The following is a 16,435-nucleotide window of genomic DNA, read 5'->3' on the forward strand; positions in this document are numbered from 1 at the left end:
CGACTGCAAGTAAGCATGACTGCTCCATTTTGAAGTCCACGACTCGCGAGAATGAACAGTTTTAGGCTTTGATTCGCTCTAACTGCATCCGGCTTCGATACTGCGCCGGCGACTGATGGTTATATTTTTTGAACAGCGTATAGAAATAGGTGGTATTGAAAATGCCTACCTGCTCGCTGATACTTTGAACGGGTTCATCGGTTTGCAGCAGCAGCTCCTTGGCTTTTTCCAACCTCACTGCATTCAAATAATCGTTGAACGAAGATTCGCAGTGGGCTTTGAACAGCTTGCCGACGTAACTTCGGGACAGCTTCACCTCACCGGCTACCAGTTCAAGCGATAAATCCGGCCGGGCGTAATGGGTGCCGACGTACGTTTGAATGTAATCGACAATCTCCGCATGCCGTTCGTCTCCGTCGGACTCCGTATCGCTCGACAATTTTCCGGCCAAGTCTTTGAGTGCTTCTTTAAATTCGTACAGCGTCTCGAATGAAGACATCCGGCGGGTAAAATTCAAAAACAGATTGTTGATTTCCTGGTTTTCGGAGCGCGAGACGCGAAGCTGCTTATACAGACTGCTGACGAATTGGTTCATGCAAAATAGTGCTTCATGATAATCCCCGGTCGAGATTTCTTCGGCCCACAGTTCGATTTCCCGGTTGATCCGCGAACGCTGCCGCAGCCGGATCGCGTCGATCACCGACTTTTCTTGCTTGGACGGATACATAAGCTCGTGATCACCTGTATCAGAAGCACGCGCGCAATCGAAAATATGTCCTTTGCCTTCGAAAAAACGACGCCGGACGCCGGACTGCGCTTGTTCGAACGACTGACGCACTTCTTCGTGAGAGTGCGCCGTCGTCCCGATGCAGACCGTCACCGAAAGATTCAGCGTATGGCGCAACCCGTGTTGAAGTTCCAGGAAAAGCGCGTCGAGCGGGATCGTGTCTCTCGGCTCCTCGCCCCCTTCCGGCGTCGGAATGATCAGCGCGATCGTGCCTTCTTCGATCACCGCCGCGCGGACCCGGTAGCAACCGAACAATTCGGCCGTCGTGCGCAAAATCGCTTCGTGCGCGAAAGCCCTCGTCGGCGCGTCCACATGGGTCCGAAACTCGTCCAAGCCGTCGACCAACAGCGCGATCGTCGTGTACGTGGTTCCCGGACAACTCTGTTTAAAACGTTCGAACGTGCCTGAACCCCCGCTTTTCAATACCTCGAGCACTTCCGTTTCCTGCCTTCGCGCCGCCACGCTTTCCAGCGAAGAAAGCTTTTCGGTCATCTCCGAATACGAAGCGTTCAGCAGTTCGAATTCGTTGATCCGCCGAGCGTTTTGCTTATGCCGCTGCATGCCCGAAATTTTCTCCAATACGCCGCGGATCGGATTGTAGGCATAATGGGTCAGCCGGGCCGACAGCAGCAGGCTCGCGACGAAAATAGCCAACGCCAGGCCGAGCGAAGACCAGCGCAGCGCACTCATGTTGAACAGCAGATTGCGGTATTCGCTATGGCTGACGAACACCCAATCCAGATCGGCCGACTTCACGTAGGTGATCACGTTTTTGCGGCCGTCGATCTCGTCCATGAAATATCCGCTCTCTCCCGGTTCTTGCAAAATACGTTCGATATAAGGCGTAGAAGACATGTTGTCCATAAACCTCGACGAATCGGAATGGGTGAGGATCACGCCTTTGGAATTCATCACGAACAACGAATCCGCCGCATCGTTTTGATAACCGCCGATCAGCTTCTGAATATAGTCCGTATCCATATTAATGACCATGGCGCCTTGAGCGGGCAGCAAAGCATAGTAGCTGGGCAGCAGCACGAACGTCAGCACGTTGTTTTCCCTGGAGCTGCCGGGATTCAGCATGCGCCGGGGGAACAGTTGGAAATAACTTTTGTTTTTGGAGCTGATCTGCGTAAGCAAAAATTGTTCTTGTTCCAGCGTGGCGCCTTTCGTGTCGAGATACGTTTCGGTCAAGCCGTTATAGATGCCGATCGATTCGATAAACGGATAGGTGGTCTGCATATTGCGCAGTACCCGCGAAGCATGATACTGCTTGATCCGGTCATTTTCGCGATCAAATAAAGAAGCCACGATCGTCTTGTCGTTCAGCATCAATCCGCCGAAATTGTATACTTGGTTTTTGATCACGTTCGAGACCACGCTGCTTTGCTTAAGCATCGACTCTGAAATTTTGCCGACTTCGCGCGCCGTGCTCCAAGAAAACAGCGCATAGAGTACGGCGGTGACCAGCGCAATGACGACGGCGGTCAGCAGGACGAAACTGAGGAACATATTGCGATATACCGTGTAGCGCAGCAGTCCGTTTTTAAGCATCGCCATTCCCTCCGATTCTGAAGATTGCCTACCTCTATACTTTCTAATGTTCGTTTATATATCGCGAATTGTAACTAGATAACGCTTACATGCTGAGCGATAAAGTTATTCTCATTATAAAGAAGCCGAAAAAGATCGCAATAGCGAACATTTTGACTTCAAATCGCGAATAATCTGCCATGAACCTCTCTCAAAAATCGCAGAACCCTTGTCGCATAAGGCTTGGCGCTTCATCCGCTCCAGGTTTGCAAATCTTCCGAATCAACGCCAAATTAAAGTTTTTCGCCATATTCGAAGTCCGAAATTCGCTTTCGATTCGCCGCCGCGCCATTTTCGAAGTTTACCCCGTTTGATTCTGCTGCTTAGACTTGAGTAGACAAGCGGCAGACTTTTCCCACGAAACGAAAGGGTGTGACATTTGCGATGAAAAACAAAAAAGGCTCCATGCTGCGCGAAATGAAACAAAACGGTTACGCTTATTTGCTGGTCATCCCCGCGGCCGTCTACACGCTGATTTTCGGTTATTTCACGCTGCCGTACATGCTGATCGCGTTTCAACGATTCAATTTCAAAACGGGCATTTTCAATTCGCCTTGGATCGGTCTCGACAATTTCGAATTCTTTTTCTCTTCGCCCAGAGCGTGGGAAGTCACGTTCAACACGCTCAAGCTGAACGTTCTGTTCATCGTCGTCGGCACGATCGCCGCGATGGCGCTCGCGATCCTGTTCAACGAACTGCGCAGCAAATTGTTCTCGCGGCTAACGCAATCGACGATTCTGTTTCCGCATTTCCTGTCCTGGGTCATCGTCAGCTACATCCTGTACAGCCTGCTGTCGACCGATTACGGCATCGTCAATCAAATGCTGGCGAAGCTGAATCTCAATCCGGTCAACTGGTACGCGTCGCCGCAATATTGGACCAGCATACTGGTCATCACGGCGGTCTGGAAAGACATCGGCATGAATCTGGTTATCTATCTCGCCGCGATCACCGGGATCGACGATACGTATTACGAAGCCGGACGCATCGACGGGGCCACGCGCTGGCAGTTGATCCGCCATATTACCATTCCGCTGATGATGCCGACGATCATGATTCTGTCCTTGCTCGCGCTCGGCAAAATCATGTACGGCAGCTTCGACATGATCTACGCGATCATCAAAGACAACGGCCTGCTGTATCCGACGGTCGACGTTATCGATACGTACGTGTTCCGCTCGCTGCGCACCATCGGCAATCCGGCGCAGGCGATGGCGGTCGGACTTTATCAATCGGTGGTCGGCTTCATTCTCGTCTGGGGAAGCAACCGAATCGTGCGTAAAATCAATCCGGATCATGCGCTGTTTTAATCATAAAAAGGAGGTATCCGTCCATGAACGTGAACCGATCCCGATTGTTCGATATCGCCAACGCGGCGTTGATCGGCTTTATCTCGCTGCTGTGCCTGGTTCCGATGCTGCTCGTGCTGATGGTGTCGTTCACCTCGGAAGCCAGCATCCAGCAAAACGGGTATCAGCTGCTGCCGTCCGAGTTTTCGCTCGATGCGTATAAATTGCTGCTCGGCACCTCTCCGCTGTACCGCAGCTATCTGGTTTCGTTGTTCGTGACGATCGTCGGCACGCTGATCGCGGTGCTAATTACCGGCATGGCCGGGTATACGCTCGCCGCCAAGCATATCCGTTACCGCAACGGGTTGGCGATGTTCTTTTTCATCACGATGGTATTCAATACGGGCCTCGTGCCGTGGTATCTGATCAACCTGGAGCTGGGGCTGCGCAACAATATCTGGGCGCTGATCGTCCCTTCGCTCATTTTCAACCCGTTCAATCTGTTCCTCGTCCGCAACTATATGTCGCAGATTCCCGGTTCGCTGATCGAAGCGGCCAAGATCGACGGCGCCAACGATATTTTTATCGCGTTCCGCATTTACTTCCCGCTCTGCATGCCGGTCCTTGCCACGATCACGCTGTTTTACGGCATCGGCTACTGGAACAACTGGTTCAACGCGATCATGCTGGTGGACAATCAGAATCTGTACCCGCTGCAATACTTGCTGTTCAAGCTCAATTCGGAGATCAACATGATCCAGCAGATGCAAAGCTCCGGCGTTCTGGTCAGCGATGCGGTCCTGCCGCAGGAATCGGTAAAAATGGCGACTGCCATTCTGACGATCGGGCCGGTGATCTTTTTCTATCCGTTCCTTCAGCGGTACTTTATCAAGGGACTGCTGATCGGTTCGTTAAAAGAGTAGGCTGTGCCGCAGCTGCTGCAACACAGGCCGTCTCGCAAGCTGTACTTCAGCTTCGGGACAGCCTTTTTTGTTTGAAATTTTCCGATCATGCCGAAAAGGCTATCCCGCCAGTCGACTACGACTGACGGAATAACCTTCGACGTTACGCTCAGGATTAAATGGTTGCTATGCCTGGCCTGACTAATCCGTTAACGCTGCTCCCTGCTTTTATTTATCAGCATGGATCAGCGCTCGCGCCCGTCCAGATATACGGAAGTCCCCCGCTGCCCGCGCGCCCATTCCGCCACTCTCGACGGATCGCCTTCCCACAGCCGCTGTCGTCCCCATTCGTTCGCTTGCGGACGGCTTTCGCATTCCACGCGGATGACCGGGAACAACCGGGTCGGCGCTTCTATAGGAAGTCCCCGTATGATCACCCCGTCCTCCGTCTGTTCGAATTCCAGCTTCTGCCCCGTGGTCAGCAGCGTAACCCCCGTGACCGGAGTCGCCAGGTCCGGGAGCCGCATCTCCGGTCGACCGTCCCAAAAACGAATGATCAAATACAGATTGTTGCCGCTGATCGTCTGCCGCCCCCGCGTGACGAATTCGGTCAGGGAACCGCCGTCCGAGCCGTATACGGCTTCTCCGTGCACTTCCAGCCAGCGTCCGATCTCCAACGCCCGCTCCACGAACTGCGGCGGAAGCTGCCCGTCGGCGGTCGGTCCGCAGTTCAGCAGCAGATTGCCGCCGTGCTCGCCGCCTTTTTCCGCACATTCGCAGAGCAAATCCAGCAGCGTGTCCGCAGGTCGCCAGCGCTCGCCGATCACATGACTCCAGAGCCGCCAAGTACTGACCTGACACGACTCCCACAAGCGGGTACGGTCGACTTCGACCAGATGTTCCGGCGTGCCGAAATCGCCCAACGTATCGGAGTCCCCTGCTCCCGCTCCTCCGTCGGCTCGGTATCCTTGACGTTCCATGGAGTAACCGAGACGGTTATTGATCAAAATGTTCGGCTGAAGCCGCCGCATTTCTTCCATCAACTCCACGCTGCGCAGGTCGTCCGCGTTGCGCGGCCATACGCCGTCGAAAAAGAAATGGTCGATCTGCCCGTAATTGGAGAGCAGTTCGCGAACCTGGTTATGCAAATAGTCGCGGACCTTTCTCCAGCCTTCCGGATCTTTCTCGGGACCGTCGAAATAAGCCGGCAGCCGCCAGTCGATCCAGGAGTAATAGAGTCCGATCCGCAGCCCCGCTTTGCGGAACGCGTCGACGTATTCGCGCACGAAGTCTCTGCCGGGAGCCTGCTTGGCGCTGGAGTAATCCGTATACGCGCTGTCCCATAGGCAGTACCCGTCATGATGCCGCGTTGTCAGGCAGGCGTATTTGAACCCCGCCTTCTTGGCCGTGTCCGCCCATAGTTCGGGATCGAAATGAACCGGGTTCCACCTTGCGGCGGCTTCCGCGTATTCCTGTTGGTTCAAGTGCTCGCGAAACAACACCTGCTCGCCCCGCCCGTACTGCGCGTAAGGCCCCCAATGAAGAAACAGCCCGTAACGGCTTTCCGTAAACCATTTCCAACGATCCGGCACCGTAAATCCTTGCGTCGTCATATCCTTTTTCCCTCCCGTAATTCTTAACTGCTTTGTGCTTACGGGAATTGTAGCATCGAACGGGCGCAGGACCGGTTTCACTTTTGGATAGTTCTTCTTTTTGAAGCCTTTCTTTTCAATACCCTTGACGGCAAAAGAAGAAAACGAATAATAGATGTGCTATACTACAGAAAATTGTAAGCGCTATATCTGTAAATGCATAACTTTGCGTCTTGATCAGCAGCAGTCAACTTCATTCACGCGTACGCGACAGGAGGCTCTTATGGAAAAGAACACGGCAGAAATCATCGGCGTCGAGGTGCAGCAATCCAATCTGGGCAGTTATGAAGAGGCTCGCCTCGCATTCGATTGGACGGACGAGGAAAAGCGCTTCAGTTGGCACGAAACCGGACAGCTGAACTTGGCTTACGAAGCGATCGACCGACACGCAAAGTCAGGCTTGGCCGATAAAATCGCGCTGCTCTACAGCGATCCGGAGCGCGAAGAATCGTATACGTTCGAGCAGATGCGGCAGGAATCGAACCGGGCGGCCAATATGCTGCGCGGCCTCGGAATCGGCAAAGGCGACCGCGTGTTCATTTTCATGCCGCGCACGCCCGAGCTGTATTTTACGTTGTTGGGCATTGTCAAAATCGGCGCGATCGCGGGTCCTTTGTTCGAAGCCTTTATGGAAACGGCGGTGCGCGATCGGCTCAAAGACAGCGGCGCGGTCGCGATCGTGACGACTCCGACGCTGGCCGAGCGCGTTCCCGCGCACGAGCTGCCTGAATTGAAGCATGTGATTTTGGTGGATGCTTCCAAACCGGTCGAAAAAGAAGCCGCCGGCGCGGAAACCGACAAGGGTCTGCTCCCGGAAGATTCGCCTTTCGCCGATTTCCACGCCTTGATGCACGAGGCTTCGACGGAAGCGGACATCGAATGGGTCGAACGCGAAGACGGATTGATTCTGCATTATACGTCAGGCTCCACAGGCAAGCCGAAAGGCGTATACCACGTTCACGGCGCGATGGTCCAGCAGGCGTATACGGGTCGGATCGTGCTCGATCTGCAGCCGGACGACGTCTACTGGTGCACGGCCGATCCGGGCTGGGTCACGGGAACTTCGTACGGAATCTTCGCCCCTTGGCTGAACGGCGTGACCAACGTTATTCGCGGCGGCCGTTTCAGCCCCCAGGATTGGTACGAGACGATCCAGCGCAACAAAGTCACGGTCTGGTACAGCGCGCCGACGGCATTCCGCATGCTGATGGGCGCGGGCGACGAAGCGGTAAAACAATACGACCTGTCCTCGCTGCGGCATGTACTGAGCGTCGGCGAACCGCTCAATCCCGAAGTGATTCGCTGGGGACACCGGGTGTACGAGCGGCGTATCCATGATACGTGGTGGATGACCGAGACCGGCGCGCAGCTGATCTGCAACTATCCGTCGATGGATCTTCGTCCCGGTTCGATGGGCAAACCGATTCCCGGCGTCGAAGCCGCGATCGTGGACGATCAGGGTAATATCCTGCCGCCGCTTCGCATGGGCAATCTGGCAATCCGTACCCCGTGGCCGTCGATGATGCGCAAAATTTGGAACAACCCCGCCAAATACGAGGAGTATGTGCGGATTCCCGGCTGGTATATCTCTGGCGATTCCGCTTATATGGACGAAGACGGCTACTTCTGGTTCCAGGGACGGATCGACGACGTCATTAACACCTCCGGCGAGCGGGTCGGTCCGTTCGAAGTGGAAAGCAAATTGGTCGAGCACCCGGCCGTCGCCGAAGCAGGCGTTATCGGCAAACCCGATCCGGTGCGGGGCGAAGTGATCAAAGCGTTTATCTCGCTGCGCGAAGGATACGAAGCGACCGATGAGTTGAAAGCCGAGATCACCAAATTCGTGAAAGAAGGCTTATCCGCCCATGCGGCGCCGCGCGAGATCGAGTTCAAGGATAAACTGCCGAAAACGCGAAGCGGCAAGATCATGCGGCGCGTGCTCAAGGCATGGGAGCTGAAACTGCCGGCGGGAGATTTGTCGACGATCGAGGATTGATACCCTGCATATACGCCTATAGAGATGCAAGTCGAAAAAGCCTGTTCCGTTTAAACGACGGTTACAGGCTTCTTTTCCATGTTTGAACGTTCAAACGGTAAAGCCGCCCAGCTTCCAAAATGTAAAATTTTATTTTTTCTGACTTTTGATGTTTCTACAAAAAACCCCACGTTTATTAAAGCGTTAAAATACATAGTTTCAGGAGGAATGTCCAGTTGAATATTGGTGCGAAAAAAACGCTGTCGACCCTCGCTTCGGTTGCTCTGACTGTGCCTCTGCTGATTGCGCCGCTTCCGTCCGCTTTTTCCGCTTCGACTGCGTTCGCAGCCGTTAACGAAGCTCCCGCCCCGCCGGACGATCCTGCACGAGAAAAGCTGCTGTATGAAATTTCCGTGTTTCAGATCGCCGCCGAAATGATGACACCTTCCGCCATGCATGGTAATTTGCCCGATCTGTTCGAACAAAAGTATAAAAACCGAATCGTCGCCGAAACGACGGCGATCGCGCAGAATCCGAATTCTACCCCTACCCAACTGCAAAAAGCACTCAACTACGTTGACTTTTCCTTGCACGATTTTTTTGAAAAAGGTAACCCGTACACTTCGTATATTTTAATCAAGATGTCAAGTTACTACATTATGCATTTTCCAAGAAGCGACGAACCCGGTGGATATTCCGAAGAAAAAGTACAGGCGTTAATCGATAAAATGAGTCATTTACTTAGTCGGATCGATACCGGAGAAGACGAATTTACGATTTACCGCGAGTTTATGGAAGAACTTATTTATTTCGATTCTCATCCTAATGTTTAAAAAGGAGGCTATCCATTGAAAAGCTCTGCTCGTCAGACATATGTCAAGTTCATAGCGGCAGTTTTGGTCTTGTTGGTTGCTTTCGGCTCTTCGTCGACCTATGCCCAAACAAGCAGCGCTGCCGCGAACGGCTATCGGCCTCCTTCCGGAATCGAATTGCAAGATGCCGACCGCACCCGTCTTTTGCAGGAAGCCAGAGCGATGTATCAACTGAACGAAGCACAAATCTCCTCTTACGACTACGGCTCTTATTACGAAAATTTCAAATCGATCAGTCTTAAGGCTTTTGCCGTTGCTTTCGATCCGGCTTCGACCTCGGCTGAACTGATTTCGGCTTTGCAGCCGTTCGATTCGTATCCGCCGTATAACTTATTTTCGGGCGACAGTAATGTATTCGTGGACGAAATTTTATTTGAAAAAGAACTTCAACTGCATCTGTACACCGAATTCGGCAGCGAACCGGGCCAATGGACCGAAGCCAACGGCCGGCAGTGGATGGACGATATCGAGCTCGCCCGCGACAAATTGTATCCGTTGATTGCCTGGGATTACTGGGAACCGGAAGTGTGGCCGATCTTTTGGGAACATCTGAATACGGCAGTCAAATTCGAAGACCTGCGCAACGGACGTTCGGACATTCTGTCGCAAACGTTCCGGTATCGCACCGATGTATTGAACCGCCTTGCCGACCGGCGCCTTGCGCCGCAGCAGGCGGCAGCTTTCGATACGTCCGTTAAAGAGCTGGAACGGCTGCTCATCGTTTCCGCAGCGCCTGAACCGATCGCCGCTGCGTTCGCGCAGGTCAAAGCGGCTTACGAAGCGCTGCCGCAGGGCGGTAATCCAGCTTCCGCGCTTGCCGCAGATATCGAAACCGCCCGGCTGCTGCTGGATCTGCCTAAAGGTATCCGTTCCGGCCAATATCCGGCTTCGGCTTTCGGCACGCTGCGCCGGGCGATCAATGAAGCCCAGCGCGTACTGGAAAAAGGCTCTACACCCGAGCAATTCCTACAGGCTCAAAGCAAACTAGCCGCAGCTGTAGCCGACTTCCACAGTAAAAAGAAGCCTGGAAGCTGAAGCTGCCGGCAGGCGATTTATCGACGATCGAAGATTGAGCAAGGAATAGCCGCTACGCTGTTCAACAAAAAAAGTCCGTGTCCGCCATCCGGCGAATACGGGCTTTTTTCGCCCGATCTTTTTACGCTTACGCAACAACGCTCCAGATCGCCACATAAATCAAGCAAAACGCAAGCTGGATCAGCGACATCAGATATTGGTTGGAGCCTTTGAGATATTTCCATTCGAGCAAAGCCCGGAACCCCGTTTGCAAAGACAAATACCCGGCAAAGAACCAGATAATCGCCTGAATGTCTTCCCAGCCCGTCGTGTTGTAGAGAATGAATAAAATCACCATCCCGGCGACGGTCAATCCGATCGAACCCCACACTTCGATTCTGCGGCCGACCGGATGTACAATACGCTGCAAGACGCCTTTGACCAGAAATCGCTTCAATACGTAAGACAACCCCAAATAAAAACCAAGAAATACAACCAACGGCAAAAACATACGAACTCCCCCTTCCTCATAACTATAGCCCGAAGCATGAGCTTCGGGCCAGTATGCAAAAGATGCCTTATTCTATCCAATTAGTCCCGCTTCGCGAACTTCGACAGCAACTTCAGAACTTCCAAGTACAACCATACCAGCGTCACCATCAGTCCGAACGCTCCGTACCATTCCGTCTGCTTCGGCGCGCCGTAACTCGCTCCCTGTTCAATGAAATCAAAGTCCAACAGCAGGTTCAAAGCCGCGATTACGACTACGAATAAGCTGATGCCGATCCCGATCAATCCCGACTCGTGGATAAAAGGAACATTGACCCCGAAAAAGCCCAGAATAAAGTCGAACACGTACACCAGCATGATCGCAAAGGTCGCCATAATGATCCCCGTACGGAAGCTCGGCGTTACTTTGACGATCCGCGTTACATATAAGAGCAGCATCGCGAACAAGGTTCCCACCGTGATCAATACGGCGTTAAGCACGATACCCGGATATTCCGCATCAAAAGCTGCCGAGATCGCGCCCAGCGCCAACCCTTCAAAGATCGCGTACAGCGGAGCCGTGATAAACGCGACTTTCGGTACGAAGCTCGTCACCAGTGCCGCAATCAACCCCAGAACAACGCCCGCGATCATAATTCCGTATACGTCGTAGCCTTGATCAAAACGATACCACGTATAAGCCGCGCCCCCGATCAACAGCACCAGCATCACAAAGGTCTTATACACCGTTCCGCCTACCGTCATGCTGCCCGACCCGATCAGATCTTCTCTTGCCCGTTCAAATAATCGTTTACTGAATACCGGGTTTCTCGACTCCATCTTCCATCATCCTTTTTCGCCAAATGGCCGTAATGACTTCTTGTACGTCAAAAGTTGATTAAGGTAGCAAAACTTGTCGCATAACGCGCAATTCGTTACAGTAACACAAGCACATTTTTCCGGAAAAGAGGTTCATTATCATGACGACAATCACCGTACATACGTTGAATGCTTTTGCTTTACAGATCCCGGGCGGCAATCCGGCAGGGATCGTGTTTGAAGCCGAAGGATTAAGCGAAGCGCAAATGCAGGAGACGGCAAGACAGGTCGGTTTTTCGGAAACGGCGTTCTTCTTGCCTGCCGCGAATGCGGATTTTCGGCTGCGCTACTTCACGCCGAATGAAGAGGTTGACCTGTGCGGCCATGCTACGGTAGCGGCCTTTGTCTTAATGGCTGCACAGCAGCGCATACAGCCGGGACGCTTTACGATCCATACGGGTGCAGGCCTACTTGAGATTGAACTGCGCAAAAACGGCGACGCTTTTTTGACGCAAACGCTGCCCGTATTCGGTAAAATCTTGGATCGGGAGCCCATCGTAAAAGCACTGGGGCTGTCGCTGGATGACCTGGACGAGCGACTTCCTGTGCAGATCGTATCAACCGGCTTGCCGGATATTATGGTGCCTATACGCAGCGAAGCCCGACTAGCCGATATTCAACCCGACTTTGACGCCATATCCGCGATCAGTCGCATGCACGGCGCGGTCGGAATCCATGCTTTTACGACAGATACGCGTTCAGGTGCCACGGCAAGCTGCCGAAATTTCGCGCCGTTATACGATATCCCCGAAGAGAGCGCCACAGGAACTTCGAACGGCGCGTTGGCCTGCTACCTGCATCAATATAAAAGGTTGGACGCGTCTGTCGAAGGCCTGTATACTTGCGTATTCGAACAAGGCGAATTCATGAGACTCCCCTCCCGAATCTATGCTGAACTGAGCCTCGACGATGCCGGAAATATAGGTTCGATTCGCGTTGGCGGTTCAGCGTCCGGGATCGACAGTCGAGTCATCCAACTTTAACTTATAAGCAAACAGGCGCGACATCGGATTGCTCTCCTTTTTCGCGCCTGCCTGCTCTTTCGTTTAAAACGTTCGCCTTATCCCTCAACTCCGTGATTGCCTGCATAAATGCCCATCGCTTCACACATAAATGCAGCCAACCCTTCCCCGTACTTATCGATATTTTTCGTAAAACGCTCATCCTGCACATACATCTGTCCAAGCCCGGCAAATGCTTCATACGAATAGGTCCCGAAGTTGTCCAAAAACGCGTACCATTCACCGATGACTTCCTGCGCTCGCGGCGAAGCCGGATCTTCGTGTCGGGCTTCAGCCAGCACACTCATTCGCGTATCCCATTCCTGCCGAAGCTCCGCCTGGCGTTCAGGAGTATCCGTACGCCGGGCAAGCTTGCGCTTCGACTCGTCAATCGCCGCATCTCCCCAACGCTCTCTCGCTTCTTGTTCGTACGGGTTATTTGTAAAATCAATGCCTTCAAATCGCTGTTCGTTGGTCATGGTAACCTCTCCTTTGGCATGTTGGATGCTGTGGTCGATATTGGCAATCATCCGCCGGGTATGCGCCATTTTCTCTTCGAGCATACGCCGCTGAAGCTCCAACGCCTCCAGTCGATCAAAGGCCGGACTATCCAATATTCGGCGAATTTCTTTTAACGAAAATCCAAGCTCCCGAAAAAATAAAATCTGCTGCAACCGTTCCATATCGTGATCCGAATACATCCGATATCCTGCTTCCGTAACCGCATCCGGCCTGAGCAATCCGATCTCGTCGTAATGATGCAAGGTGCGGACGCTTATCCCTGCAAGCTGCGATACTTCCTTCACTTTTAACGCCAATCGCACTCACCTCCTCCGTATGACCTAGTGTAAAACATCACGTTACGTGAGGGTCAAGCATTTTAGCTAAAAGTAAAAAAGAAGCTGCCAATCTGCACGAAACATCGCACAAATGAGAAGCTTCTTTTTCCAATGCCCTTCCTAACCTACCCAAAAAGCAAAACGTAACTGGAAGCGAGAAGACGGAGAGAGAAATTCAGTGAAAGACGCCTTTGAACTCGGAAAATTCCACTAAAAACTTCAATCGACTTTTCCGAGTGAGACAGCGTCTTGAACGAATTTCTCTCGCAGTCTTCTCGCTTCCCGCTCACCCTTTAGCTTTTCCCCAACTCCGCAATCAACGGATAATGGTCAGACGGATACTTCCCTCCAAAATGACGCCGATCAATCTCGGACCACCAAACAGTCAAAGGATTCTGCGCAAAAATATAATCGATCGGTTCCCCTTCCATTCCGCCTGCAAAATCATGGAAGGTACGCCCGCTCGCGCCGTTCAATCGACGATAAGCATCTTCCAACACAGGCACGGCACCTTCTTCCGGTAGCTCTCCGCGCAAATAACGAAGCGGCTGATCCGAAGGTTCGCCGTTCATATCCCCCATAAGTACCGCTGAATCCTCCGGGTATGTTGTCGCATGCTTCAGCATAACGGTACCGACGAGCTTCGCCCCTTCGATCCGCGCCGCTTCGCCGATATGATCGAAATGCGTATTGTACACCCGAACGATTTCGCCCGATGATCGATGACGGAAGCGCCCCCAAGTGCAAATGCGCGGGTAATCGCTATCCCAGCCGAGCGAACCTACCGTTTCCGGCGTCTCCGATAACCAGAACTGTCCCTGCTCCAACACCTCGAATTCATCAGAACGGTAAAAGATCGCGCAATGTTCGTCTTCCTCGGCACCGCGCCTTCCTTGCCCGATCCGGCGGTAATCCGGCAAGCCTTGCTGCAAGTCCTCCAACATCAACAGATAAGCCTCCTGCACGCCGAAGATCGAGGGCGCATGCGCTGCAACAGTCTCTACTGCCCATGGCGCACGCTGTACCCACTCATTCCCTTCGTCATTGGCCGTATGCGTTCGCAGATTGAAAGTCATGACCTTCAGCTTAAACGCATCCGTACCTGCCTGCTTTTGATTCATATGCAAACCTCCCGTTTTTTCGAAACGTTTCTATATCATTATGATACCCCTTTCAAACGAATTTGGCGAATGCTAAAACCCGACCCTCCAAAGAGAATCGGGTTCGTGTCTGATCTCGCGAACCGATGGTTAACCTTCCCGCAAACGCCCGCTCTCCAGTCGAAGCACGCGATCGCAATAAGGCAAAATCCGCTCGTCATGCGTCACGATAACGCCGGCTTTGCCTTCGGCTTTAATCCGTTCGGCGAGCAGCTTGGTGACATCGCGCCCCCGATCCGCGTCAAGGCTCGCTGTCGGTTCATCCGCCAAAATCACCGACGGATCGTTCATAAGCGCACGCGCTACCGCAACACGCTGCCGCTCGCCGCCGGACAATTTATCGGGATAATGTTTGCGGCGGGCAGTCAACCCGAGCCGTTCCAGCAGTTCTGCTGCACGGCGAGCCGCTTGTTCTTTGTCGGCGCGGCCGAGCTTGGCGACAAAGCGAAGCTGCTCTTCGACTTTCAGATAAGGAAGAAGATTCGCTCCTTGGAAAATGAATCCGATCTCATGCAGCCGCAAATCGGCCAATTGTCGTTCATTCATGCCCGAGAGGCTGCGCCCGCCGATATGCACTTCGCCGCGGCTCGGTGTGAGCAGCGCCCCCGCAATGGATAAAAAGGTACTTTTACCGGATCCCGACGGCCCTACGACCGCCACCAATTCCCCCGACTTCACCGAACAAGACAAATCTTCCAGCACCGTAAGTTCGGATTCCCCGTCCCCGTAGGCATGCGATACCCCTTCCAGATGCAGCTTGATGTCCTCCGCCCCGGAAAAAGGAACGATATTCAGCTTCGTATTCATGCTCCAGCCCTCCCGATCGCATCCAATGCATCCGTTTTGGCAACTTTCACGACCGACGCCAATCCGCCGATCAGAGCCACCGCCAAAAACAGCGAACAGCTTAGCAGAATCGTGCCTCCGTCCAACGCAAACGGCATGGCGGCCGGCAGCATGGCTTTCATCACCAGCACCAGACCGACTCCGACCGCCAAACTTCCTACCGATAACACCAGCACTTGAGCAACGACACTTCCTGCCAAGTAACGCGTTTTGGCGCCGATCGCTTTTAGAATCCCGAATTGACCGGTCTTTTGAATGGTGATCACGTAGAAAAAGACAGCCAGTACAAAGGCCGAGATCACGTAGAGGAAAGCGATCATCATCATCAACGAGGACTGTTCCGCCTTATGCCCCGGAATGGCCGAGATCGCTTGGGATTTGGTAATGACATCGGCATCCGTTACCGAAGCTCGCAATTCTTCCGCTTGGGAACCGGACACGCGCAGCGCGATCGCATTGTACGCCGTATCGGCCTCGCCGCCGCGCGCAGCCATAATCTCCGAACGGTAAGCCGCCCAATCCGCATCGTTCATCCATACGGCGGGCATATGGCTGTACGACTGATTTTCCGTAAAGCCGCCGACCGTCCATTCCAGCCCCGTCGCGCTATCCACGATCGTATCGCCGATTGCGACGCCTGATTCGGCCAGATGACGGTCCGCCAAAACAGTTCCCTTTGCCGTCTGATTCAACCCCTGACCTTCAACCGTCTGCGGCACCAGCCATCCGTCCGCTTGTACCCCGAACAACGCGATATCGATCTTGCTGTCGGAGTCTTTTCGCGTCACCGTCGTCATCTGTACGCCTAACGGTTCCGCGCTTTCCTGTCCAACAGCATTCTGCGCCTCCTTAACCTGCTCGCCATGTAATGCCGAACGCGCAAACCGATCATCCGAGTCTTTTTGCACGATAAAATGATCGGCCGGCATGTTGCGAACCGCCGAAGACGTCGCGTTGCCGAGCCCGTTCGCAAGTCCGGTCACGAACAGGACCAGAAAAGAGACCAGCAGCATGATCGTGACGATCAGCACGTAGCGCGTCTTGGAAAATCGTATTTCCCGCAAAGCCAAAAACATCGGGTTCTCCTCCTCTTTTTCCCGCCCGGACACGTTTTGCGCATCGGGCGGCAGTTCTCT

14 protein-coding genes are annotated in these 16,435 nt (G+C 53.3%); 6 read left to right on the forward strand and 8 right to left on the reverse strand.

What is annotated here, in order from left to right:
* Positions 1-61: 61 nt before the first annotated feature.
* Entirely contained in the window at positions 62-2,341 is a 2,280-nt protein-coding gene (locus HRQ63_RS04095; protein ID WP_172239497.1) for a helix-turn-helix domain-containing protein, read from the reverse strand.
* A gap of 423 nt (positions 2,342-2,764) precedes the next feature.
* On the opposite strand from HRQ63_RS04095, the gene HRQ63_RS04100 reads away from it, so the two are divergent.
* Entirely contained in the window at positions 2,765-3,691 is a 927-nt protein-coding gene (locus HRQ63_RS04100) for an ABC transporter permease (RefSeq protein WP_172239500.1), read from the forward strand.
* Between the two features lie 23 nt (positions 3,692-3,714).
* Positions 3,715-4,593, forward strand: a complete 879-nt coding sequence (locus HRQ63_RS04105; RefSeq protein ID WP_172239503.1) for a carbohydrate ABC transporter permease — start codon at positions 3,715-3,717, stop codon at positions 4,591-4,593.
* Positions 4,594-4,817: 224 nt separating this feature from the next.
* On the opposite strand, the gene HRQ63_RS04110 is transcribed toward HRQ63_RS04105, so the two are convergent.
* A complete protein-coding gene (locus tag HRQ63_RS04110; protein ID WP_172239506.1) occupies positions 4,818-6,185 on the reverse strand; it encodes an alpha-L-fucosidase in 1,368 nt (455 codons plus the stop codon).
* 262 nt (positions 6,186-6,447) lie between these two features.
* On the opposite strand from HRQ63_RS04110, the gene acsA reads away from it, so the two are divergent.
* The 3 genes from acsA to HRQ63_RS04125 all read left to right on the forward strand — a co-directional run bounded on the left by acsA (position 6,448) and on the right by HRQ63_RS04125 (position 10,106).
* Positions 6,448-8,220, forward strand: a complete 1,773-nt coding sequence (gene acsA / locus HRQ63_RS04115) for an acetate--CoA ligase (RefSeq protein WP_172239509.1) — start codon at positions 6,448-6,450, stop codon at positions 8,218-8,220.
* Between the two features lie 215 nt (positions 8,221-8,435).
* Positions 8,436-9,032 (forward strand): hypothetical protein, encoded by a 597-nt coding sequence (locus HRQ63_RS04120; protein WP_172239512.1) that lies wholly within the window; start codon positions 8,436-8,438, stop codon positions 9,030-9,032.
* A gap of 15 nt (positions 9,033-9,047) precedes the next feature.
* Entirely contained in the window at positions 9,048-10,106 is a 1,059-nt protein-coding gene (locus HRQ63_RS04125) for a hypothetical protein (protein ID WP_172239515.1), read from the forward strand.
* A 127-nt stretch (positions 10,107-10,233) separates the two neighbouring features.
* Here the strand turns inward: HRQ63_RS04125 and HRQ63_RS04130 are convergent, their stop codons facing one another.
* Both HRQ63_RS04130 and HRQ63_RS04135 read right to left on the reverse strand, forming a co-directional pair.
* A complete protein-coding gene (locus HRQ63_RS04130) occupies positions 10,234-10,596 on the reverse strand; it encodes a DUF4181 domain-containing protein (protein WP_172239518.1) in 363 nt (120 codons plus the stop codon).
* A gap of 80 nt (positions 10,597-10,676) precedes the next feature.
* A complete protein-coding gene (locus HRQ63_RS04135; RefSeq protein ID WP_172239521.1) occupies positions 10,677-11,414 on the reverse strand; it encodes a Bax inhibitor-1/YccA family protein in 738 nt (245 codons plus the stop codon).
* 140 nt (positions 11,415-11,554) lie between these two features.
* On the opposite strand from HRQ63_RS04135, the gene HRQ63_RS04140 reads away from it, so the two are divergent.
* Positions 11,555-12,436 carry a PhzF family phenazine biosynthesis protein gene (locus HRQ63_RS04140; RefSeq protein ID WP_172239524.1) on the forward strand — a complete coding sequence of 294 codons (882 nt, stop codon included), beginning with the start codon at positions 11,555-11,557 and terminating at the stop codon, positions 12,434-12,436.
* A 77-nt stretch (positions 12,437-12,513) separates the two neighbouring features.
* Here HRQ63_RS04140 and HRQ63_RS04145 read toward each other — a convergent pair whose 3' ends face one another.
* The 4 genes from HRQ63_RS04145 to HRQ63_RS04160 all read right to left on the reverse strand — a co-directional run bounded on the left by HRQ63_RS04145 (position 12,514) and on the right by HRQ63_RS04160 (position 16,375).
* Complete coding sequence (locus HRQ63_RS04145; protein WP_172239527.1) at positions 12,514-13,272, reverse strand: MerR family transcriptional regulator; 759 nt, start codon at positions 13,270-13,272, stop codon at positions 12,514-12,516.
* Positions 13,273-13,586: 314 nt separating this feature from the next.
* A complete protein-coding gene (locus HRQ63_RS04150) occupies positions 13,587-14,414 on the reverse strand; it encodes an endonuclease/exonuclease/phosphatase family protein (protein WP_172239530.1) in 828 nt (275 codons plus the stop codon).
* A 129-nt stretch (positions 14,415-14,543) separates the two neighbouring features.
* Positions 14,544-15,260, reverse strand: a complete 717-nt coding sequence (locus HRQ63_RS04155) for an ABC transporter ATP-binding protein (protein ID WP_172239533.1) — start codon at positions 15,258-15,260, stop codon at positions 14,544-14,546.
* Positions 15,257-16,375: an ABC transporter permease gene (locus tag HRQ63_RS04160; RefSeq protein ID WP_172239536.1), complete on the reverse strand. Its 1,119-nt coding sequence runs from the start codon at positions 16,373-16,375 to the stop codon at positions 15,257-15,259. Before HRQ63_RS04160 ends, HRQ63_RS04155 begins: the two co-directional genes overlap by 4 nt.
* Positions 16,376-16,435 lie beyond the last annotated feature (60 nt).

The organism is Saccharibacillus endophyticus (assembly GCF_013185185.1).
GTDB lineage: Bacteria > Bacillota > Bacilli > Paenibacillales > Paenibacillaceae > Saccharibacillus > Saccharibacillus endophyticus.